The sequence below is a fragment of the Streptococcus sp. oral taxon 058 str. F0407 genome (genome assembly GCF_000235485.1).
GTDB lineage: Bacteria > Bacillota > Bacilli > Lactobacillales > Streptococcaceae > Streptococcus.
Map to the genome: position 1 here is coordinate 1 of NZ_JH378883.1, position 21,353 is coordinate 21,353.

Consider the following 21,353-nt stretch of genomic DNA (forward strand, 5'->3'; position numbering starts at 1 on the left):
CTGGTGTTTTCGGTTTCTCAGCGGGTTTCGGTGCTGGCTTTGGCTCCGGCTTTGGCGCGGATTTCGGTGCTGGTTTTGGTGTTGGCTTCGGCGCGGGTTTTGGTGCTGATTTCGACGCTAGTGTTTTTGGTTTCTCAGCAGGGTTTTGAGCTGTTGTTTTCGGTTTCTCAGCTTGATTTGGTGCCGAAGTTGTATTCTCTTTTACAACCTTACCATTTTTAGACGCATCCTTTTCTTGAGCAGAAACATGCTGAGCCGAAAAAGGAAAGGCTCCAGTTGTATCTGCAAATGAAATAAGTCCCAGTGTTGCAGTTGCTAAGCTGGTTACTAAAATTTTTTTTGATTTTTTCATAAAAATCTCCATGTTTTTAATGATTTATACTCATAGTATATCATATGCTTAATTTTTCTTTCAAATTAAATATTAAATATTAACAAATAAATCTGAAACTAAATTGAAAAATCCATAGTTATATCACTTCCAACTCATACAAACCTCTGACCGCATTGCAGCCGTAGATATCCTCCGCCTGAGCTAGGTCTTTTAAAGTCAAGACTTTTTCCTCTACCTGTCCTCTTTCCAGTAAATGCTGACGGTAAATTCCTGGCAAAATTCCTAGACTGGTAGGCGGTGTGTAGAGTTTTCCAGCAATTTTAAGAACTAGATTCCCTATAGACGTTTCCAATAGCTCTCCTGCTGCATTATGGTAAATGATTTCCTGTTTACCTAGACTTAAGTGTGGTCTATGAGTTGTTTTGAAGTAGGTAAATGATTGATTCAAATCTGCTTCTTGCAGACAAAGTTTGGCTTTGCAGAAACTTGGACTGAGGGGTGTTAAGATTTGGCGACTGAGTTTCATCTCTCCAGATTTGCTGAGACTAATTCGCAAACGGTAGTCTTGGTGGGAATCACAAGCTTGACACTCTTCCTCTATCTTTTGTCTCAGTTTTTTTGGATCAAAAGGATAGGCAAAATAACGGCTCGCCTTTGTCAGTCTTTCCAAATGTTGATCTTCAAACAGCAGCCTCTTCTGGCTGATTTTTCCAGTTGAAATCAGTTTGAAACGAGCTTGTTTACGATAGAGAACAGCCGCCTTTTGATGAACTTCACGGTATTCAGATTCCCAGGTGCTATCCCAAGTAATCCCGCCGCCAACTCCATAGATTGCTTGGCCCTTGTGAAGTTGAATGGTCCGAATGGCTACATTAAAAATCCGTCGTCCATTTGGAAGCAAGAGACCAATCGTTCCGCAGTAGACTCCTCTGGGTTGTGGCTCCAAGTCCTTGATAATTTCCATAGTCGCAATTTTCGGAGCTCCCGTTATGGATCCACAAGGAAAGAGAGAGCGAAAAATGGCAACCAAGTCCACATCCGGTAGCAACTGACTCTTGATGGTCGAAGTCATCTGCCAAACCGTTGAATACTGCTCCACCTGGCAAAGACGTTCTACATGCTCACTGCCCACTTCAGAAATACGGTTCATGTCATTACGCAAGAGATCCACAATCATCATATTTTCAGAACGATTTTTGGGATCCTGCTTCAACCAAGCTGCCTCTTTCAAATCCTCATCGTCAGTCAGACCACGTTTAGTTGTTCCCTTCATTGGACGAGTTGTCAACTCACGGTCATTTTGCTCAAAAAAGAGCTCTGGGCTCATGGAAATCACTGCCATCTCATCATGTTCAACATAGGCATTGTAGCCCGCCTCCTGCTCTACAACCATGCGATTGTAGCTGGCAAAAGGATTGGCACTTAAGTTTTGCTTGAGTTGGACAGTGTAATTTACCTGGTAGGTGTCCCCTTGACGCAAATGATGGTGAATCCGGGAAATAGCTTTTTCATAGTCCTCTGCAGATGTTAGTTCATACCAATTTGAAGGCAGATCTACTTCCTCATAAGCCAGAGGAATAGGGGATGTTTCCACCCTATCGTGAACGGTAAAGTAAAGCAAGTACTCTCCCAGTAGAGGAGCCTTGTGAGCTGCTAATTTCTCCTCAAAAGCCGGTGCAGCCTCGTAGCTGACATAACCCACCACATAATAGCCCTGCTCTTGGTAGCTTTCCACTTGTGCCAGCAAATCCACCACTTCTGCTAAATCTCTCGTTTTTAACTCTTTAATCGGCTGGGTAAAAGTGTATCTCTCCCCCAAAGCCCTAAAATCAATCACTGTTTTTCTATGCATATCTTTAGTATAGCACAAAAAAGCCGACCTAGAACAGCTAAATCCAGCTTTGTTTACTGTTTTCCATAACGAAAAATCTTCTTTAAATTATTTTTTTCACTTTTGGCAATTCTCCACCAGATAGTACTAGTTCTTCTAGTAAAAGATGGTCTTATTTGGAACACTTCGCACAAGAATTCAACAACAAAAAACAGAGAGAGTCTTGGTTTTTATACCCTTACTCTCCCTGTCTTTTACTGTTCAGAAATTAAAAATTGATTTGAAGTTTTAATGATGCCTACTGTTTCTTTGACATCTAAATCATCCGTGTACAGAAAATGATGTTTCTCACTATTTTTAGCTAAGAATTCATTTCTTGCTTGGATTGATAAATCGCCTGTTCTCTCAATTTCTTTTCGAGAAGAATCCCTATCTTTCAAGGTTTCTTCTTCTGCCATTAGGACACAATATTTTAGCTTAATTTGTTTTGCCTTTAAGAAGGCTGCAATTTTCTTCAGTTGATCTTCAAATATGACATACTCTATCACGACGGTAATGCCTCTGGCTATGAAATTATTGGTCAGACTGATGATATTATCCCAGAACAAATCCATGTAAAATCCATCATCTTCCCAAGGAGCTACGAGACCTCCTTTAATCATTAAGTAAATCATATCTCCCTCTATAACTGCACTTTTGTCAAAAGAATAGGCCAACTCTTTGCTGACAGTGCTCTTTCCAACACCTGGGGGACCCGAAATAATATAAACACAATTTTCCAACTTTAACCTCTATATACTTGAAATCTATCTCTGACTTATGATCATTCTCAGCCCACTTATGACTTTCTTATGAAGTCTTCTGGATACTGCGCACGCGCACCACCGATTAGTTTTGGACGGCTAGCTAGAGCCGTTACATGGGCATGGCCAATCTCACGCAAAACTGGTCTAATCGGAACCTGCACATGCTTGACATGCATACCAATTGCAGTATCTCCGATATCCAATCCAGCATGAGCCTCGATAAATTCGACCTCAACTGGATCCTGCATAAACTTGAAGGCTGCCAACTGACCTGAACCTCCTGCATGAAGAGTAGGAAGGACACTGACGATTTCCAGACCAAACTGCTCCGCCACCTGACGTTCGACGACGAGGGCACGATTGACGTGTTCACAACCTTGAACAGCTAGATGAATTCCTTCCCCTCCCAGGATATCTAAAATCGTCTTCACAATGATTTCCCCAATTTCTTGGCTGGATTCCTTGCCAATCTGGCCACCTATCACCTCACTAGAAGAAAGGCCCAAAACAAAAATAGCTCCTTGCTTCAAATTGGCCTTTTCTAATACATCTTTTACAATCTGGCTTGTTTCTCTTTGAATGTCTTTTTCCTTCATACTTGATACCTCTTTTGTCACTATCTATCATATCTTTTTTTACTGATTTTATCAAGGCGAACTGATCAATCTGATTTTTTAAAAAGTAAAACTCCCAGAATTGACTGGGAGTTAACTAGTTTCTATTCTATTTATGTGTATTTCAACCGCCGTTCCTTTTTCGGGTTCAGAATTGATCGTCATCTGATAGTTTTCGCCAAAATGAAGTTTGAGCCGTTGGTCAACATTTTGAAGACCAACTCCCCCACGTTTGAGTTGACTTTGACTATTATCGCCAGTATTTTGGAAACCAACTCCATCATCCTCAATGCGGATGACTAGTCCTGAATCCTTTTTCTGGACAGAAAGTTTAATATGGCCCTGACCTTCCTTTTCCTTGATGCCATGGTAAAGAGCATTCTCTACAAGGGGTTGCAACACCAACTTGGGTAAGACTAAATTATCAAAGGCAGGATTTTCATCAATTTCATATTCCAGCTTATCGCCATAGCGTTGTTTCTGGATAAAGAGATACTGGCGGACATGATTGATTTCATCAGAAAGGCAAATCAAGTCCTTCCCTTGATTGAGCGCCAAGCGGAAATAGGTCGCCAAGGACTTAGTCACCTGAACTACTCTCTGACTATCCTGAAATTCAGCCATCCAGATGATAGTGTCTAAGGTATTATAGAGGAAATGGGGGTTAATCTGGCTCGACAAGGCACGAAGTTCGTACTGACGGGTCGTTTCTTCTTGTCTTCGAATATCTGCCATCAGCTGATCAACTTGATCCAACATGGCATTAAATTGGCGAGTCACTTCTCTCAGTTCATAGGCACCAGCTTCCTTGGCACGAAGATTTTGAGATCCAGAAGCAATTTCCAGCATGGTATCTCTCAGGTCCTTCAAGGGGGCAATCCAGCGCTTGAGACTGAACCACACCAAGCAGAGACAGGCAAGAAGAGATGTGACACTAGCCCCAAACAAGGTCCACATGAGTTGACTCCGAACCTGGTCTAACTTCTCCAGTGAAGACACGCCAAGGACCGTCCAATCAGTTCCAGCAATCTTTTCCTGACTGACGTAAGATTGGTGGTCTAGAGTATAGCCCTGCCCTGTCTCGATGTAGGGTTTCATAGCCTCCATTTCGCTAGATGAGCTATAGACTGTGTGTTGAGGATGGTAGACGAATTCATGGTTTTCGTTGATAATAAAGGCAAATCCCTGCTCACCCAACTGGAGTTGGTTGAGATAGGCTTCCAGAGTTTCATAGGAAATATCCAAACGAAGCACGCCCAGATTGGCTCCCCTTGCATCAACAAGTTCTTGAGTGACAGAAATAACCCACTGGCTGTCTGATTTACGAGCTGGTGTCAAAACGGGCTTAGCCCCCTGATGAATAGCCTTTTGGTACCAGTTCTCAGCCATCATATCTGAGGAAGTTTTCATCTGCACACTATCATCTGTAGAAATGACCTGACCGGATTTGGTCACCAGCACAACCGTTTTCAAGTCCTGGTCTGCCTTTAAGATGGTCAAAAACAGATTTCGGATTCCCTCAATCTTATCTTGACTAGGATTCTCAGCATAGGCTAGGACATCTGTCTGCTGGGTCAAACTAGTCGAGGTTGTTTCTAATTTTTTGATATAGGACTGGATAAAGTGACTAGCCTGACTGATAGTCGTTTGGCTATTGCCTTCAATGGTAGCCTCAATGGCTGAAGAACTAGATTGATAGTAGAAAGTCCCAACCACAGCTAGAAGAATGAGAAAGACCAGAAAGATGGAAATAACCATTCTGACTAGGAGAGAAGAACGCTTCATCGACCTTCTCCCTTCTTAAACTGACGAGGCGTCACACCTGCAATCTGTTTAAAGCGTTGGGTAAAGTAGTTCATATCTTCAAAACCAACCTTCTCTGCGATCTCATAAATCTTTAAATCCGTTGTCAAGAGCAAGAGCTTGGCTTGTTTGACACGTTCTCGCACCAGATAATCCTGAAAAGGCAAGCCCAACTCTTTCTTAATCAAAGAACTCAGATAAGTCGAACTAAAACCCAAGTCACTGGCCAAAGACTTTAAACTAAATTGGCTATCAGCCAGATGAGACTGGATTTTCTGAGCCATATTTCCTTCAAACTTATCGGTCAATAAATCTTGTAACTGCTCTTCCTTTTCTTCCTTGTCTAGTTTTTGCTTGATTTTTCCCAACATTTCCTCAATATCCTGACGAGAAAAGGGTTTGAGCAGGTAGTCATCCACACCGAGTTTGACAGCAGATAAGGCATAATCAAAATCATCGTAACCTGTCAAAAAAACCAGATGAACCTGAGGATAGGTTTCTCGGACCAGACTGGCCAACTGGATGCCATTTAGCTGAGGCATGTTGATATCAGTTAAAATAATGTCTGGCACCTGCTTTTGAATCAATTCCCAAGCCTGCCTTCCATTTTCAGCCTGACCGATGATTTCCATATCGTAGGCTGCTACATTGACCAGCTTGGTCAAGCCTTGTCTTACCAGATATTCATCTTCTACGATTAAGATTGTGTAGGTCATGCTCTGCTCCTTTACCACTTACTAGTATCAGTATAGCAAAATTCTCCTCTACCTGCTTAGGAAAGCCCTCTTAATCGACATAATCTAGTAAATAAGCGTAGCCTTTTTCTGCCATTTGGTCTTTGGGAATAAAGCGGATAGAGAGACTATTGATACAGTAGCGCAAGCCCCCCTTGTCCTGTGGACCGTCCGTAAAGACATGGCCAAGGTGAGAATTTCCAACTCGGCTTCTCACTTCCATGCGTGTCATGTTGTAAGACTTATCTTCTTTGTAGGTCGCAACATCTGGACTGATTGGTTGCGTAAAACTAGGCCAGCCACAACCAGACTCGAACTTGTCCTTCGATGAAAAGAGGGGTTCGCCAGTTGCTACATCCACATAGATACCAGATTCAAATTTATCCCAGTAGCGGTTTGAAAAAGCCCGTTCTGTTTGATTTTTCTGGGTGACTGCATACTCCTCAGCTGACAAGGTCTTTTTCAATTCTTCATCACTAGGTTTTGGATATTTGCTGGCATCAATGACGGGATAGGCCGCCTGATTAACATTGATATGACAGTAACCATTTGGATTTTTCTTGAGATAGTCTTGGTGGTAATCCTCAGCCACCACAAAATTCTTCAAAGCCTCCTTTTCAACTGCTAGAGGTTGGTCGTATTTCTTAGCCACTTCATCAAAGACTTGGTTGATCACCTCCAAATCCTTGTCATCTGTGTAATAGACACCAGTACGGTACTGGGTCCCCACATCATTTCCTTGTTTATTTTTACTGGTTGGATTGATAATGCGGAAGTAATGAAGCAGAATTTCCTTGAGGGAAATTTGATTGGCATCATAGGTGACATGGACAGTCTCCGCATGTCCTGTTTGGTTAATCAATTCGTACTTGGTTGTTTCCCCTCTACCGTTTGCATAGCCTGAAACGGCATCGGTTACTCCAGGCACGCGTGAGAAGTATTCCTCCACTCCCCAGAAACATCCCCCAGCTAGATAAATTTCGTGCAAGTCTGCGTCTTTGCTCACTTCAGTTTTTTTCACTGTTTTTCCTCCTTGGCTAACTGACGCTTTCTCAATTTGCGAGCTATCTGTTTGCCCTGCATTTCGCATCAATAGGAAATAGAAACCGGTTATAGCTAGGAGAATGACCCCTGCCAAGACAAAAAGTTTTACTTTATCGTTCATTGCCTTTCTCTACCCCATTTCTTTCAATTCTTTTAAAATCATATCCTTATCCATAAAACCTGGTTGCGTTTTGACTAGCTTGCCTTCCTTGTCTATAAAGGCTTGAGTCGGGTAAGAACGAACACCATAACTTTCCAAAAGTTTGCCTGACGGATCAATTAAAACCGGAAAATTTTTATAATCCAAGCCCTTGTACCAGTTCTTAAAGGCCGCTTCTGCTTGTTCACCCTTGTGGCCTGGTGACACCACTGTCAAGACCACATAGTCATCACCAGCTTCTTTAGCGATTTCGTCCGTATCTGGAAGGCTAGCCAGACAGATGGAACACCAAGAAGCCCAGAATTTAAGATAGACTTTCTTGCCTTTGTAGTCAGATAAACGATAGGTCTTACCATCTACTCCCATCAGTTCAAAATCAGCGACTGCCTGACCTTTAGTCGCAGTTTTCGAACCAACTTGTTCTGTTTTGGTTTGCTCCTTCATAGTAGACTCGTCTGCCATGTTTTTAGCCGAACAGGCTGCCAAGCAACAGATTGAGCCTGCTCCAAGGAGACATGTTTGCCATTTTTTCATTTCTTTTTCCTCTCTATTCAAATAATGTAGTCAAAATGGAAGCATTTCCCAAAAGCACTAAAATTCCCATCACGATAATGAGAAAACCACCGACTTTTTTGAGGGTCCCGAGGTAGGGATGGATTTTTCGGAAATGTTTCAAAACATAGCTGGAGGCAAGAGCTAGAACCAAAAATGGTAGCGCCAAACCCAGCGTGTAAACCAACATGAGACCAGCTCCCTGCCAAGCACCTGAGCCACCTGAAGCCGCCAAGGCCAAAACAGACCCCAGGACCGGCCCCACACATGGCGTCCAAGCAAAACTAAAGGTTAACCCCAGTAAAAATGCCTGGCTATAGCCGTTACCCTTTTGCCCTTGTCTCTTTAATTGTAGCCTTCTTTCCTTGTAGAGTCCCTGCAAATGTAAGACTTCCATCTGATGCAAGCCCAAGAGAATGATAACCGCACCCGTCACATACTGAAACCAAGAAGCATAAAGCAAATTGCCTAAAAAACCAGCTCCATAACCCAGTAAGATAAAGATAAAAGAAATCCCCGCTATAAAGGCCAGAGTTCGCAATAAACTAACAAGTGAGATTGAAAATTTTTCGCTAGAAGCCTGAGCACCATCTTTGTCATCCAGCAAGACCCCTGCATAGACCGGCAACAAAGGTAAAATACAAGGAGAAAAGAAGGAAAGAATTCCAGCAAGAAAAACACTGATAAAAAAGAATACACTGTCCATATCTTTTTACTCTTCTTTCTTTTGATAAGTCTATTATAATTCCCAAGTCTAAGAAAAAACAGGGACAATGATAGGGAAAAATAGGAATTTAATCAGCTTATTTAAAAATCTTGCGCAAAAAAAGCCAGACAAAGTCTGACTTTGATAGAAACAGAAAAGAAAATCACCTGTCTTCCCTGCTCATCTGGTAATAAATAAGGTCCGCAACGTAGTCTTTTCTCTCTACACCATTGGCGACCGTCTTAAGATAGGACATTCCCGCTTTTTCCATCACACGACCTGAAGCTGGATTGAGACTGGTATGACGACGAGGATTACCGTTACGTCGTTCTATTTTACAAGACCGAACACTTTACTGGCGAGCTCCAATCTTCAGATGAAGGAAAGGTATGGTGGGAGGATTTTGAAAATCTTTCTCGTCTAAAACTGGCAACCAAGGATATGTCTGATATGCTTCGTGTTTTTTTGGAAGATGATATCAGTGAGTTCTTCTACTATAAAGACGGTGATGACTGGCTTTATGATTTGAAGTAAAAAATAGGCTAGGAAATTCCTAGCCTATTTATTCTACATTTGTCCGAACGTAAGCTGCAATGGCATCTGATGTGTACTGGGCTGTTCCAGGTCCAAATTTATCAATGTTTTCCTTGAACTCTGGGTTATAGACGTATCCTTTACCGATATGTCCGAAGACTTCAATAGAGCAGTCAAATCCATAAGTACGAATGGCTTGCAAGAGATTGGCTGCTTGCTCTTGGTTTTCAGTTGCTGTTGCAGGTAAACCAGCTTGAAGATTTTGCGCCAAAGTTTGAAAGACTTGGTTAAAGGCGGCCGTAGACTCATCTTCGCGACCCTTTTGGCGTTCGAGGGCTTGATCCATGACTTCTTGTCCATACTCCTCTACCGCTTCTTGGTGGTATTTTTGATTGTCTTGATAGCTAAATCCAGTGAATTTTTCCTCAATGGTCATTTTTCTTTCTCCTTTTTGTTCTTGAATAGTTTTTTGCAAGGTGGAAATCAAGGTATCCAGATGTTGCCTTTCTCGAGTTAGATACTCCAACTGCCTAGTCAAATGGGGCAATAAATCTTTCCTTTCTTCCTTTAACAGCTCTGCTATTTTTTCTAAAGAAAAGCCTAGATATTTGTAGTAAAGAATGACTTGAAGGCGTTCCAAATCCTCTTGACTGTAAGTTCGATAGCCATTTTCCGACTTTAAGGGGACCAAGAGTCCTATCTTATCGTAGTGGTGCAGGGTCTTGACAGAGACACCTGAAAGCTGCGCAGCTTCTTTTATATGGTACATGATTTCCTCCTTATACTCAATGAAAATCAAAGAGCAAACTAGGAAGCTAGCCGCAGGCTGTACTTGAGTACGGTAAGGCGACGCTGACGTGGTTTGAATTTGATTTTCGAAGAGTATTACAAGGATAGTATAACCCCTCCCCTTAGGTCAGAGTCAAGTGTTTTTGCGAAAATTTTTTAACTTTTTGAGAAAACTGTGAAAACTTGAAAATGGCTTTCTTGACAGACATCAGAAAACATGATAGGATAGTCAAGTCTATCAATCAAACAGAAGGCTCATAAAGAGCCATTGAGAGAAGGCTATTTGACAACTCAAGTAGCCTTTTCTTATTTTAAAAAACGAGATTGGAGTTTAACTATGTCAGAAAAATCGCAATGGGGCTCGAAACTTGGCTTTATCCTAGCATCTGCTGGTTCAGCCATCGGGCTTGGTGCCGTTTGGAAGTTTCCCTACATGACTGCTGCAAATGGTGGAGGCGGCTTTTTACTGGTCTTTCTCATTTCTACCATTTTAATCGGTTTCCCGCTACTGCTTGCTGAGTTTGCCCTTGGCCGTAGCGCTGGTGTTTCGGCAATCAAAACCTTTGGAAAACTTGGCAACAATAACAAGTACAACTTTATCGGTTGGATTGGTGCCTTTGCCCTCTTTATCCTCTTATCCTTCTATAGTGTTATTGGAGGTTGGATTTTAGTCTATCTAGGCATTGAGTTTGGGAAATTGTTCCAGTTTGGCGGAACGGGTGATTATGCTCAGTTATTTACTTCAATCATTTCAAATCCAGCCATTGCCCTAGGGGCTCAAGCTGCCTTTATCTTGTTGAATATCTTTATTGTATCACGTGGAGTACAAAAAGGGATTGAAAGAGCCTCAAAGATTATGATGCCCCTGCTATTTATCATCTTTGTCATTATCATTGGACGCTCTCTCAGTTTGCCAAATGCCATGGAAGGCGTTCTTTACTTCCTCAAACCAGACTTTTCAAAACTGACCAGTGCTGGTCTCCTCTATGCTCTGGGACAATCTTTCTTTGCCCTCTCACTAGGGGTTACAGCCATGCTGACCTATGCTTCCTACTTGGATAAGAAAACCAATCTGGTCCAATCAGGGATTTCCATTGTAGCCATGAACATCTCGGTATCCATCATGGCAGGTCTAGCCATTTTCCCAGCCATGTCAGCCTTCAACATCCAGTCTGAAGGGGGACCAAGCCTGCTCTTTATCGTCTTGCCTCAACTCTTTGACAAGATGCCCTTTGGAACCATTTTCTACATCCTTTTCCTCTTGCTCTTCCTCTTTGCGACGGTCACTTCTTCTGTCGTTATGCTGGAAATTAATGTGGGCAATATCACCAATCAGGACAACAGCAAGCGTGCCAAATGGAGTACCATTTTAGGGATTTTGACCTTTGTTTTTGGAATTCCTTCAGCCCTATCTTACGGTGTTATGGCGGATGTTCACATTTTTGGTAAAACCTTCTTTGACGCTATGGATTTCTTGGTTTCCAATCTCCTCATGCCATTTGGAGCTCTTTACCTTTCACTCTTTACAGGCTATATCTTTAAGAAGGCCCTTGCCATGGAGGAACTGCATCTTGATGAAAGAACATGGAAACAGGGACTTTTCCAAGTCTGGCTCTTCCTTCTTCGTTTCGTCATTCCAATTATCATCATCGTGGTCTTTATCGCCCAATTTATGTAATCAAAAAGGACTTGAGTAGTGAACTCAGGCCCTTTCTTTTTTTTATGGATGACTAACAATCAATTCCAAACCTTGCCCTTCCAAGGTCCAGGCTTCAACATCACTTGGTAGGATAAAGTGGCTACCTTTTTGGATTGGATAGTTTTTCCCGTCAACTGTTAGCTGACCTTGGCCAGCCAAGACACTCAATAAGCTGTAGTCAGCTGTCTTTTCAAAATCAACTTTTCCAGTGATTTCCCACTTGTAAACGGCGAAGAAATCATTGGACACTAGAAGAGTTGAACGCAGGTCATCAGCCTTGATAGTCACCGGACGGCTATTTGCTGGTTCACCAATGTTCAAAACATCGATGGATTTTTCAAGGTGAAGCTCACGCAAGTTACCATTGTCATCCTTACGGTCAAAGTCATAGACACGGTAGGTTGTATCACTAGACTGTTGCGTTTCAAGAATCAAGATACCTGCGCCGATAGCGTGCATGGTACCACTTGGTACATAGAAGAAATCTCCAGCCTTGACAGGGACTTTTGTTAATAGACCATCCCAGTCTTTAGCTTCAATTTGCTGGCGAAGTTCTTCTTTTGACTTGGCATTGTGGCCATAGATAATCTCTGATCCCTCATCCGCTGCAATGATATACCAGCATTCTGTTTTTCCAAGTTCGCCTTCATGCTCGAGTCCGTAAGCATCGTCTGGGTGAACTTGAACACTGAGCCAGTCGTTGGCATCGAGAATCTTGGTCAAAAGTGGAAATACGGGTTCTGGACGGTTGCCAAACAACTCACGGTGTTCTGCATACAAAGTAGCAAGGTCTGTTCCCTCGTAGCGACCATTTGCGACCTTTGAAACACCATTTGGGTGAGCTGAAATGGCCCAGTATTCTCCGATTTTTTCACTTGGGATGTCGTAGCCAAACTCATCACGTAGCTTGGTCCCACCCCAGATTTTTTCTTGCATAACTGATTGTAAAAATAATGGTTCTGACATGTCAATCTCCTATCTGATTTTTCTCCCCTCATTATAGCAAAAAAAGAGTTCGAATTGAACTCTTTTTCCGATCTTATAAAGTTGGGAGAAGATTTTATAAAAATAGTGAAGAAATCCCTTCTTATGCTATAATTTTTGCTGGCTATCAAACTCTACTATGCCCTTATTTCATCCTATAAAAGTCAATCACTAGGCCAGCAGGGCCTTTAACTAGTAGCGATTCCGTTCCCCAATCAGTTACAGCTGGACCGTGTAAAATCTCGGCACCAAGCTCTTTCAATCGTCGATAGTTCTGGTCTACACCCTCAACCTCGATGTGAAGAATAATTCCTGACTGAAAATCTTCCAAAGGAATCAAATGATTTTGGGACAACATAAGACAATGACTGCCAATCGTAAACTGAGCAAAACCGTCATCAACATAATCGGACTTTTTATCCAAAAGCCGCTCCAAGTCAGCACAGACTTGGGGAACATTTGAAACGATAATATCTAATTGATTTAAATTCATTTACTCTCCTCCACAAAAAGACCGGATTGCTCCGATCTTTTCAAGTTCCACTCTATGAAAATCAAAGAATAAAGTCTACAAGCTTTACATTTGATTTTCGACGAGAGGAATTATTTAATTGCGCGTGATTGCAATCCTTCTTCTTCCAAGAAGAGGCGGAATGGTACGAGTTCTTCTGCTTCGTATTTTTCCTTGAAGGCTTTGATGGCTTCTTCTGAGTGAAGTTTTGGATCCAACTCAAGTACTTCTACTGGAAGTGGACGGTGTTGAGTAATGCGGGCATCGATAACAACAGTTTTACCTTCTTTGTTGAGTTTCACAGCTTCTGCGACGACTGCGTCGATGTCTTCGATACGGTCTACTGTAAATCCAACAGCACCTTGTGCTTCAGCGATTTTCGCGTAGTCAGCGTTAGGGAAGTCAACACCAAACAAGTGTTTGTTTGTGTCTTCGTATTTGTTCTTGATGAAGGCATACTCAGCGTTTGAGAAGACAACGTTGATAACTGGAAGGTTGTATTGAACGTTGGTGATCACGTCTGGGTAGCACATGTTGAATGCACCGTCACCCATGATGTTCCATACTTGGCGATATGGATTGTCTTTCTTAGCAGCAATACCACCAGGAAGGGCGATACCCATTGTCGCAAAGAGTGGAGATGTACGCCACATGTTCTTAGGAGTCATGTGAAGGTGACGAGTTGATGTTTGAGTTGAGTTACCCACGTCGATTGAGTAGATAGCGTCTTGGTCAGCGTGTTTGTTGATAGCATTGTAGACTTGGTACAATTGCAATTCACCCTCAGTTTTACCTTCGAGTTTGTTCATGTAATCACGCCAGTTTTGGTTGTTCTTCACGTTTGCACGCCACCATGGAGTAGATTCAACTGGGTTGACTTTGTCAAGGATAGCTTTGGCTGCTTGACCAGCATCACCAAGGATTGAAGCATCAAGTGCATGACGTTTACCAAGTTTGTAAGGATCGATATCCACTTGAATGAATTTTTCAGTATTCTTGAAGGCTTCGTAAACTTCAGCAAATGGGAAGTTTGAACCAAGGAAAAGAACTGTGTCTGCTTCAAAGACCACTTCGTTGGCTGGTTTCCAACCAACACGGTAAGCAGAACCTGTCAACCCTTCATAGTTCCATTCAAAGGCTTCAAAGTTTTTACCAGTTGTGATGATTGGTGCTTTGATTTTACGTGACAATTCAGTAATCACTTCACCCGCTTTAACACCACCGTAACCAGCGTAGATAACTGGACGTTCAGCATTGTTCAAGATTTCAACCGCTTTGTTGATTTCAACTTCGTTCAAAGCAGGAGCGATGAATGAACGCTCGTATGAACCTGAACCGTAGTAAGAGTTTTCGTCGATTTCTTGGAAACCGAAGTTTACTGGGATTTCAACAACAGCTGGACCCTTTTTAGAAACTGCAGCACGGCAAGCTTCATCGATTACTTTTGGCAATTGCTCTGCGTAAGCAACACGTTTGTTGTAGACAGCGATGCCGTTGTACATTGGGTTTTGGTTAAGCTCTTGGAAGGCATCCATGTTGAGTTCGTTAACTGGACGTGATCCAAGGATAGCAAGGAATGGAGTGTTATCCATAGCTGCATCGTAAACACCGTTAATCAAGTGAGTCGCACCTGGACCACCTGAACCAACTGCAACCCCGATTGAGCCGCCGAATTTAGCTTGCATAACCGCTGCAAGAGCACCTGTTTCTTCGTGGCGAACTTGCAAGAAGCGGATATCTTTGTCTTCAGCCAAAGCGTCCATCAATGAGCTGAGTGTTCCTGATGGGATACCGTAGATGGTGTCTACGCCCCATGTTTTCAATACGTTGAGCATTGCTGCAGATGCAGTAATTTTCCCTTGAGTCATAATGATAACTCTCCTTCAAAATAATTTCATATATTTACAAAAAGCGCTTTTATATGTTGTTTGAAAGCGATTCAGTAAATTTACAATCCTAATTTACCACATTTACTTTGAGTATCCTAAGAATGTGCTCAGAAGTTTTCATTCTCTATTACAGAACAGAATGGAAACGCTTTATAAAACTGTTTTATAATAAAAAAGCGAGCAAGCCCGCTTTTAGTCTATCTTAGTAATGTTTAGCATGAGTGAACTGGTCAGAACAGATACAGAACTAAAGGCCATAGCAAGACCTGCCAGTTCTGGATTGAGCACCAGACCAATACCTGAAAAAACTCCTGCTGCAATCGGAATACCAATGAGGTTATAGATAGAAGCCCAGAAAAGATTGAGTAGGATACGATTAAAGGTCTTCTTACTCATATCAAAAGCACGTGCCAATCCTAGTAAATTGTTGGTTGTAAGGACAAGATCCGCGGATTCAATGGCAATATCTGTCCCAGAGCCCATGGCAATTCCGACATCCGCTACACTGAGGGCTGGCGCATCATTGATGCCATCTCCAACAAAGGCAAGTTTACCATTCTTTTGAAGCTTGTGAATTTCATGTGCCTTTTCCTCTGGCAAGACATTTGCAATCACTTCTTCAATTCCAATTTGCTCTGCAATCGCATGCGCTACTCCAGCATTATCTCCGGTAAGCATGACCGTTCTAAGACCACGTTTTTTCAATTTAGCAATAGCTTCTCGAGCATTTTCCTTAGGGACATCCTGCAAGGCAATTAAGCCTTTTAACTGACCATCCACGGATAGGAAGACAACTGTTTTTGCTTCTTTCTCAAGCAAATCAAATCGTTCTTGATAATCATGTGGAATAGCAAGGTCAGCTAAGAGCTTAGCATTCCCCAGCAAGACTTGTTTACCATTAATAATCCCAGTCACACCTTTTCCATGCAAGGCTTGGAAGTTTTCCACTGGGTAAAGGCTAATTCCTAGTTCAGATGCACGATTAACAATAGCTTGAGCTAGCGGGTGTTGAGATACATCTTCCAGTGAAGCAGCCAAGCTGATCACTTCTCCTTCATCTCCGACAACATCTGTCACTACTGGCTTCCCTTCGGTCAAGGTTCCTGTCTTATCAAAAACAACCGTTTGGACTTTTTGGATTTCCTGTAGAACTGTACCATTTTTGAGAAGAACCCCCATCTTGGCACTTCGTCCTGTTCCAACCATGAGTGCTGTCGGTGTCGCGAGTCCTAGTGCACAAGGACAGGCAATTATCAAAACTGCTACTCCATAAAGAAGAGAAGTTACAAAGCTATCTCCAAGTAAAACAAACCAGACCCAAAAAGTAAGAAGTCCTAAAATGACAACTGCTGGTACAAAAATCCCAGAAATCTTGTCGGTCAAATCTTGAATAGGAGCACGACTCGTTTGCGCTTTCTTCACAAAGTCCACAATCTGAGCCAACATAGTCTCAGAACCAACTTTTTCAGCTCTAAAGATGATCGTACCACTATTATTGATGGTTGAACCAATGACAGTATCACCGGCAGACTTATCTACTGGAATACTTTCCCCAGTCACCATTGACTCATCAATACTAGTTTCACCTTCTAAAACAATACCATCAACGGCAATTTTTTCACCTGGTCGAACGCGAATGAGATCCCCAACTTTGACTTGTTCTAGAGGTATTTGAACATAAACATCATCACGCAAAACCTCTGCTGTTTTTGCTTGTAGGTCTAATAATTTTTCGACTGCTTGCGAAGCGTTTTTGCGCATGCGTTCTTCAAATACTGCACCTAAAAGAATGAAAAAGAGGAGAAATCCTGCAATTTCAAAATAAACAGGCAAACCAGTGAAGAGGGCAACTAAACTATAGACATAAGCTACCAAGGTTCCTAGAGCTACCAAACTATCCATGTTGGCGTTATGTTTTTTAAAGCTAGCCCAAGCACTTCTGATATAAGGAACTCCAGATACCAACATAATGGGTGTCGTAGCTAAGAAAGTTCCCCAAAGCATGACTTGGTGACTAATTCCTCCTGTCGACAACCCAATCATGAGAATCACAAGAGGCACAGTAAAGATACTAGTAATCCAAAAACGCTGTAAAAGTGATAGAGATTTTCGAGTCTTCTCAACTACGGTATAACTCCCCTTTTGCATCTTCATGCCACATGAAAATTCATGCTCACCCAATTCTTGAGGAGTAAAGCGAATGACTTTCTCCTCATCTACGCCGATTGGTTCTAGGATCCCTTCTTCTTCGAAGAGAACTTCTTTATAACAGTTTGATGGTGTCACACGATGAAAGGTAATCTCAGCAGGAATCCCTTTTTGCAGTTGAATGTGGGCTGGATGGTAGCCTTTGTCTGCCGTGATACGGATTTTTTGAACACCATTTTCAAGGCTTGCTTTTACAATTTCAGTCATAATATTCTCCTATTCTACAATCATCTTACCGTGCATCATATTCATGCCACAAGAGAAACCATACTCACCTGCTTCTTCAGGTGTGATTTCAACCACATATTGGTCTCCCATAGGCAGATCTGCATGCACTCCAAAGTCTGGAAAAACGATTTGATCCAAGCAAGGTGAAGGATCTTTTCGATCAAAAATAATGCGAGCAGGTTGCGATTTTTTGAGGATAATGGTTTCTGGAGTATATCCTCCCATGACCTCCACTCGAATTTCTTGATAGCCATTCTTTTGCTGAGCTCTCTTAGCATCTTCTTGCGGTTTTTTGAAAAACCAAAAGAGGATAAAAGCAATCATTCCTAAAACAACAATAGATACAAATAGATTTAACATAGCGTCTCCTTTACATACAATTACATCTTACTTCTGTTACAGCGCTTGATTTCTTCTTAGAAATCACTTCTTCCAAGCCTTCCAAGTCAGCCAGAGTAAAATCACATTCAGCAATCAAATCAGCCAACAAGTTCTTAATCCTACGAGAACAAACCTTGTCCTTGATATCTTGGACAAGTAAATCCCGACTTTGGTCCAAAGTTAAAAGGGCCGAATAAACAAAGGACTTGCCCTCTTTTTTTCGAGTCAGGCACTCTTTCTCTACTAAGCGAGCCAAAAGAGTTTGAATGGTCGACTTGGACCAGTCGAACCGCTCCGCTAAAACCCTGATCAAATCGCTACTGGTCTGTTCCCCTTGCATCCAAATAATCTTCATGACCTGCCATTCTGCATCTGAAATCTGCATAATCACACCTCCTAAATCTACATTTGTCGATTACAGTTATTAGTATACTCCGAAAATCTACATTTGTCAACTATAATTTTTATTATTTTTTCGAAAAATAGAATTCTAATCATGTAACGAGAGATTTGCAGTCAAATTTTACTATATAAACTATAAAAATATGCTATACTGAAGAAAAAAGAAAACAACCACTAGGGGTGCGTAAAGCTGAGATTAACGACTGTTAGATCCCTTTGACTCAATCTAGGTAATGCTAGCTGATGGAAGTGGAAATAATGATGAGGACTATCTGGTCTTCTATTACTTTCCTGAAACAGACTAGCTTGTTCTTAAGAATACAAACTTCAGTTGGTTGGGAGGTTTTAGATGACTTATTTACCCGTTGCTCTAACCATTGCTGGAACTGACCCTAGTGGCGGTGCTGGTATTATGGCTGACTTAAAGTCGTTCCAAGCTAGAGATGTTTATGGAATGGCCGTTGTGACCAGCCTTGTCGCTCAAAATACCAGAGGCGTTCAATTAATTGAACACGTCTCCAACCAAATGCTGGAAGCCCAATTGGAGAGTGTCTTTTCGGATATCAAGCCTCAGGCTGTAAAAACTGGGATGTTAGCAACTACTGAGATCATGGAGATCATCCAACCCTATCTTAAAAAGCTGGACTGTCCCTATGTTCTTGACCCTGTTATGGTCGCTACGAGTGGGGACGCCCTGATTGATTCCAGTGCGAGAAGCTACCTAAAAACAAATCTGCTTCCCCTTGCTACCATTATCACGCCCAATCTTCCTGAGGCAGAAGAGATTGTTGGTTTTTCGATTCATGATCCAGAAGACATGCAGCGTGCTGGTCGCCTGATTATAAAAGAATTTGGTCCTCAGTCCGTTGTTATCAAAGGTGGCCATCTTGAAGGTGGTGCCAAGGATTTCCTTTTTACCAAGGATGAACAATTTGTCTGGGAAAGTCCAAGAATTCAAACTTGTCACACCCATGGTACTGGATGTACCTTTGCTGCTGTAATTACGGCTGAACTAGCCAAGGGCAGAAGTCTTTACCAGGCAGTTGATAAGGCCAAGGCCTTTATCACAAAAGCCATCCAAGATGCTCCTCAACTCGGACATGGTTCTGGACCAGTCAACCATACAACTTTTAAAGATTAAGAAAAAACTCTCTAGTTCCTACTTTAAGGGAATTAGAGAGTTTTTGATTAGGAAATCATGTTATCCAGCTTTGTTAAAAAGGCTTGTGTTTTTGCCTCAATATCTTCCGCCTGCATCAAATCACGTACGACAGCTACTCCAGCTATACCAGTGCCAGTAAGTTGGTCAATATTCTCTGACGTCAAGCCTCCGATAGCAACTACTGGAATGGCGACCGTTTGGCAAATTGTTTTCAATGTTGAAATCAGGGTGATAGGTGCATTTTCTTTGGTCGTAGTCGGGAAAATGGCTCCTGTTCCCAAGTAATCCGCACCTGATGTTTCAGCTTCGAGAGCTCTTTTAACCGTTTTAGCAGTGACACCGAGGATTTTTTCAGGACCCAAGACTTTGCGGGCAACCGAAACTGGTAGTTCATCATCGCCAATATGCAAACCTGCAGCATCGACTGCTAGACAGATATCCAATCGATCATCGATAATCAAGGGTATCTGATAGGCATCTGTTATTTTCTTAACTTGTTTTGCTAGTTGATAGTATTGATTGGTGGTGAGATTTTTTTCTCGTAATTGGACTATGGTAACACCTGAACGGCAGGCCGTCTCGACTTTTTCAAGAAAGCTTTCCAAGGAATCTTGGTAGCGATTAGTTACTAGATACAGTTTAAGTGCTTCTCTATTCATAAAATTCTCCTTTGATGGCATCTAGCCAGTTTTCGTCTCTTTTTAGGAGAGAGAGTTGATTGAGAACTTGGTAACGAAAATCTTCCAATCCCATTCCTTTAACAACGATTCTCTCAGCAGAGATATTGAGATAAGAGACCGCTAGGCAAGAAGCTTCAAAGGCAGTCTTTCCTTGGCTGAGAAAAACGGCTGTCAAGGCTCCAACCAGGTCTCCTGTCCCTGTTATCCAGTCCAATTCTGCACAGCCATTTCCCAATATTGCAACCTGATTCTCCGAAACGATGAGATCCTTGGGGCCAGTGACTAAGAATGACATACCAGGATAGGTCTGACACCAGTCTTTCAAGACTTTCAGCAAATCCTCCGTTTCTTGGTCTTTAGCACTCGCATCAACCCCAACCCCATGATGCTTTAAACCAACAAGACTTCGTATTTCCGACATATTTCCTTTAAGGACCGTGGGCTTGAATTCTAAAAGATCTCTTACTAGATCCTTACGAATGGGGGAAGCCGCTACGCCAACCGCATCAACTACCATTGGGAGACAAGCTTGAGCTGCATAAGAAGCTGCCAGACGGATTGCCTTTTCCTTCTCAGCTGACAAATGCCCCAAATTGAGAAAGAGAGCCTGGCTTTGTTTAGTAAAATCAAGAACCTCACGGGGATCATCTGCCATGACAGGTTTAGATCCCAGAGCCAAAATGCCATTAGCCAGCATCTCACAGGAAATCTCATTAGTGATGCAGTGAATTAAGGAGCTAGAGTTCAGAGGAAAGGGATTTGTAAATTCCTGCATCAGTCTATCCTCTCACCAAAGAAATATCCTTGTACTTTTTTAAAGAATTCCTGCTTGATTAAAAATCGGAAAGCGAGGAAAGCTATGGCTGTACCAATCAAGGTCGCTCCGAAAAATCGCGGAGTATAAATAAACCAGCTGAGCTTGGCCGCAGATCCCGTAAAGAGAACCATGACAGGATAGGAAACAATAGAACCGATAATCCCTGTTCCCAGAATCTCTCCAAGGGCAGAATAGTGAAATTTTCGACCGTACTTATAAAAGAGACCTGCAAGGAGGGCTCCAAAAGTAGCTCCTGTGAGGGCCAAGGGCGGAATGCCTTGAGTAGACATACGAATAAAGGCTGTGACTGTAGCCATGACCAAGGCATAAACAGGTCCCATCAAGATTCCTGCAAGAATATTGACTACACTGGACATTGGTGCCATTCCTTCAATTCGAAAGATGGGTGTAAGAACTACGTCAAGGGCAATCATCATGGATAAAATGGTTAATTTGTGAACTTGAAGTTGGTGGTTTCTCATTTT

Annotated in this window: 20 protein-coding genes, 3 pseudogenes and 1 riboswitch; of the genes and pseudogenes, 3 read left to right on the plus strand and 20 right to left on the minus strand. The window is 42.2% G+C overall.

What is annotated here, in order from left to right; all coding sequences use genetic code 11:
• The 10 genes and pseudogenes from HMPREF9184_RS00880 to HMPREF9184_RS09345 form a co-directional block, all read right to left on the minus strand.
• Nucleotides 1-352: pseudogene (locus HMPREF9184_RS00880) on the minus strand (N-acetylmuramoyl-L-alanine amidase family protein); the annotation flags it as partial.
• 118 nt (nucleotides 353-470) lie between these two features.
• Nucleotides 471-2,186, minus strand: coding sequence for an aminodeoxychorismate synthase component I (gene pabB / locus HMPREF9184_RS00885; protein WP_000554837.1), 1,716 nt, complete (start codon nucleotides 2,184-2,186; stop codon nucleotides 471-473).
• A 233-nt stretch (nucleotides 2,187-2,419) separates the two neighbouring features.
• On the minus strand, nucleotides 2,420-2,947 hold the full coding sequence (locus tag HMPREF9184_RS00890; RefSeq protein WP_000426558.1) for an AAA family ATPase: 528 nt from the start codon (nucleotides 2,945-2,947) through the stop codon (nucleotides 2,420-2,422).
• 56 nt (nucleotides 2,948-3,003) lie between these two features.
• Nucleotides 3,004-3,567 carry a TIGR01440 family protein gene (locus HMPREF9184_RS00895; protein ID WP_000659514.1) on the minus strand — a complete coding sequence of 188 codons (564 nt, stop codon included), beginning with the start codon at nucleotides 3,565-3,567 and terminating at the stop codon, nucleotides 3,004-3,006.
• 111 nt (nucleotides 3,568-3,678) lie between these two features.
• The gene (locus HMPREF9184_RS00900) at nucleotides 3,679-5,370 is read right to left on the minus strand and encodes a cache domain-containing sensor histidine kinase (RefSeq protein WP_000831099.1); all 1,692 of its coding nucleotides are present in this window, start codon (nucleotides 5,368-5,370) and stop codon (nucleotides 3,679-3,681) included.
• A complete protein-coding gene (locus HMPREF9184_RS00905) occupies nucleotides 5,367-6,104 on the minus strand; it encodes a response regulator transcription factor (protein WP_000222626.1) in 738 nt (245 codons plus the stop codon). The genes HMPREF9184_RS00900 and HMPREF9184_RS00905 overlap by 4 nt, the downstream gene beginning before the upstream one ends.
• Before the next feature lie 70 nt (nucleotides 6,105-6,174).
• Nucleotides 6,175-7,287, minus strand: a complete 1,113-nt coding sequence (msrB, locus tag HMPREF9184_RS00910) for a peptide-methionine (R)-S-oxide reductase MsrB (RefSeq protein ID WP_000998581.1) — start codon at nucleotides 7,285-7,287, stop codon at nucleotides 6,175-6,177.
• Nucleotides 7,288-7,296: 9 nt separating this feature from the next.
• The gene (locus tag HMPREF9184_RS00915) at nucleotides 7,297-7,860 is read right to left on the minus strand and encodes a redoxin family protein (protein ID WP_000759243.1); all 564 of its coding nucleotides are present in this window, start codon (nucleotides 7,858-7,860) and stop codon (nucleotides 7,297-7,299) included.
• Nucleotides 7,861-7,873: 13 nt separating this feature from the next.
• Nucleotides 7,874-8,584 (minus strand): thiol-disulfide oxidoreductase-associated membrane protein CcdA2, encoded by a 711-nt coding sequence (gene ccdA2, locus HMPREF9184_RS00920; RefSeq protein ID WP_000378662.1) that lies wholly within the window; start codon nucleotides 8,582-8,584, stop codon nucleotides 7,874-7,876.
• A 163-nt stretch (nucleotides 8,585-8,747) separates the two neighbouring features.
• Nucleotides 8,748-8,891 (minus strand): annotated as a pseudogene (locus HMPREF9184_RS09345) (GNAT family N-acetyltransferase); the annotation flags it as partial.
• Between HMPREF9184_RS09345 and HMPREF9184_RS00925 the strand changes: the two are divergent.
• Nucleotides 8,879-9,118, plus strand: a pseudogene (locus HMPREF9184_RS00925) (DNA mismatch repair protein MutT); the annotation flags it as partial. The pseudogenes HMPREF9184_RS09345 and HMPREF9184_RS00925 sit on opposite strands and share 13 nt — an antisense overlap.
• A gap of 28 nt (nucleotides 9,119-9,146) precedes the next feature.
• Here HMPREF9184_RS00925 and HMPREF9184_RS00930 read toward each other — a convergent pair.
• Nucleotides 9,147-9,887, minus strand: a complete 741-nt coding sequence (locus HMPREF9184_RS00930; protein WP_000274774.1) for a MerR family transcriptional regulator — start codon at nucleotides 9,885-9,887, stop codon at nucleotides 9,147-9,149.
• 357 nt (nucleotides 9,888-10,244) lie between these two features.
• Between HMPREF9184_RS00930 and HMPREF9184_RS00935 the strand changes: the two genes are divergently transcribed.
• Nucleotides 10,245-11,585 (plus strand): sodium-dependent transporter, encoded by a 1,341-nt coding sequence (locus tag HMPREF9184_RS00935; protein ID WP_009444086.1) that lies wholly within the window; start codon nucleotides 10,245-10,247, stop codon nucleotides 11,583-11,585.
• 42 nt (nucleotides 11,586-11,627) lie between these two features.
• On the opposite strand, the gene manA is transcribed toward HMPREF9184_RS00935, so the two are convergent.
• From manA to HMPREF9184_RS00965, 6 genes are all read right to left on the minus strand, one after another.
• A complete protein-coding gene (gene manA, locus HMPREF9184_RS00940) occupies nucleotides 11,628-12,572 on the minus strand; it encodes a mannose-6-phosphate isomerase, class I (protein ID WP_001294304.1) in 945 nt (314 codons plus the stop codon).
• 163 nt (nucleotides 12,573-12,735) lie between these two features.
• Entirely contained in the window at nucleotides 12,736-13,083 is a 348-nt protein-coding gene (locus HMPREF9184_RS00945; RefSeq protein ID WP_001052667.1) for a VOC family protein, read from the minus strand.
• Nucleotides 13,084-13,193: 110 nt separating this feature from the next.
• On the minus strand, nucleotides 13,194-14,969 hold the full coding sequence (spxB, locus tag HMPREF9184_RS00950; protein WP_000191825.1) for a pyruvate oxidase: 1,776 nt from the start codon (nucleotides 14,967-14,969) through the stop codon (nucleotides 13,194-13,196).
• A 213-nt stretch (nucleotides 14,970-15,182) separates the two neighbouring features.
• Nucleotides 15,183-17,405, minus strand: coding sequence for a heavy metal translocating P-type ATPase (locus tag HMPREF9184_RS00955; protein WP_000136341.1), 2,223 nt, complete (start codon nucleotides 17,403-17,405; stop codon nucleotides 15,183-15,185).
• 9 nt (nucleotides 17,406-17,414) lie between these two features.
• Nucleotides 17,415-17,786, minus strand: a complete 372-nt coding sequence (locus HMPREF9184_RS00960) for a cupredoxin domain-containing protein (protein WP_000933322.1) — start codon at nucleotides 17,784-17,786, stop codon at nucleotides 17,415-17,417.
• A 10-nt stretch (nucleotides 17,787-17,796) separates the two neighbouring features.
• A complete protein-coding gene (locus HMPREF9184_RS00965; RefSeq protein WP_001167187.1) occupies nucleotides 17,797-18,192 on the minus strand; it encodes a CopY/TcrY family copper transport repressor in 396 nt (131 codons plus the stop codon).
• Between the two features lie 183 nt (nucleotides 18,193-18,375).
• Nucleotides 18,376-18,474: riboswitch (TPP riboswitch) on the plus strand.
• A gap of 84 nt (nucleotides 18,475-18,558) precedes the next feature.
• Here HMPREF9184_RS00965 and thiD point away from each other — a divergent pair.
• Nucleotides 18,559-19,350, plus strand: coding sequence for a bifunctional hydroxymethylpyrimidine kinase/phosphomethylpyrimidine kinase (thiD, locus tag HMPREF9184_RS00970; protein WP_000221722.1), 792 nt, complete (start codon nucleotides 18,559-18,561; stop codon nucleotides 19,348-19,350).
• A 47-nt stretch (nucleotides 19,351-19,397) separates the two neighbouring features.
• On the opposite strand, the gene thiE is transcribed toward thiD, so the two are convergent.
• The 3 genes from thiE to thiW are packed head-to-tail and all read right to left on the minus strand — an operon-like array spanning nucleotide 19,398 to nucleotide 21,350.
• On the minus strand, nucleotides 19,398-20,030 hold the full coding sequence (gene thiE / locus HMPREF9184_RS00975) for a thiamine phosphate synthase (RefSeq protein ID WP_001078200.1): 633 nt from the start codon (nucleotides 20,028-20,030) through the stop codon (nucleotides 19,398-19,400).
• On the minus strand, nucleotides 20,023-20,826 hold the full coding sequence (locus tag HMPREF9184_RS00980; RefSeq protein ID WP_009444087.1) for a hydroxyethylthiazole kinase: 804 nt from the start codon (nucleotides 20,824-20,826) through the stop codon (nucleotides 20,023-20,025). Before HMPREF9184_RS00980 ends, thiE begins: the two co-directional genes overlap by 8 nt.
• Nucleotides 20,826-21,350 carry an energy coupling factor transporter S component ThiW gene (gene thiW, locus HMPREF9184_RS00985; RefSeq protein WP_001244055.1) on the minus strand — a complete coding sequence of 175 codons (525 nt, stop codon included), beginning with the start codon at nucleotides 21,348-21,350 and terminating at the stop codon, nucleotides 20,826-20,828. Before thiW ends, HMPREF9184_RS00980 begins: the two co-directional genes overlap by 1 nt.
• Nucleotides 21,351-21,353: the final 3 nt, after the last annotated feature.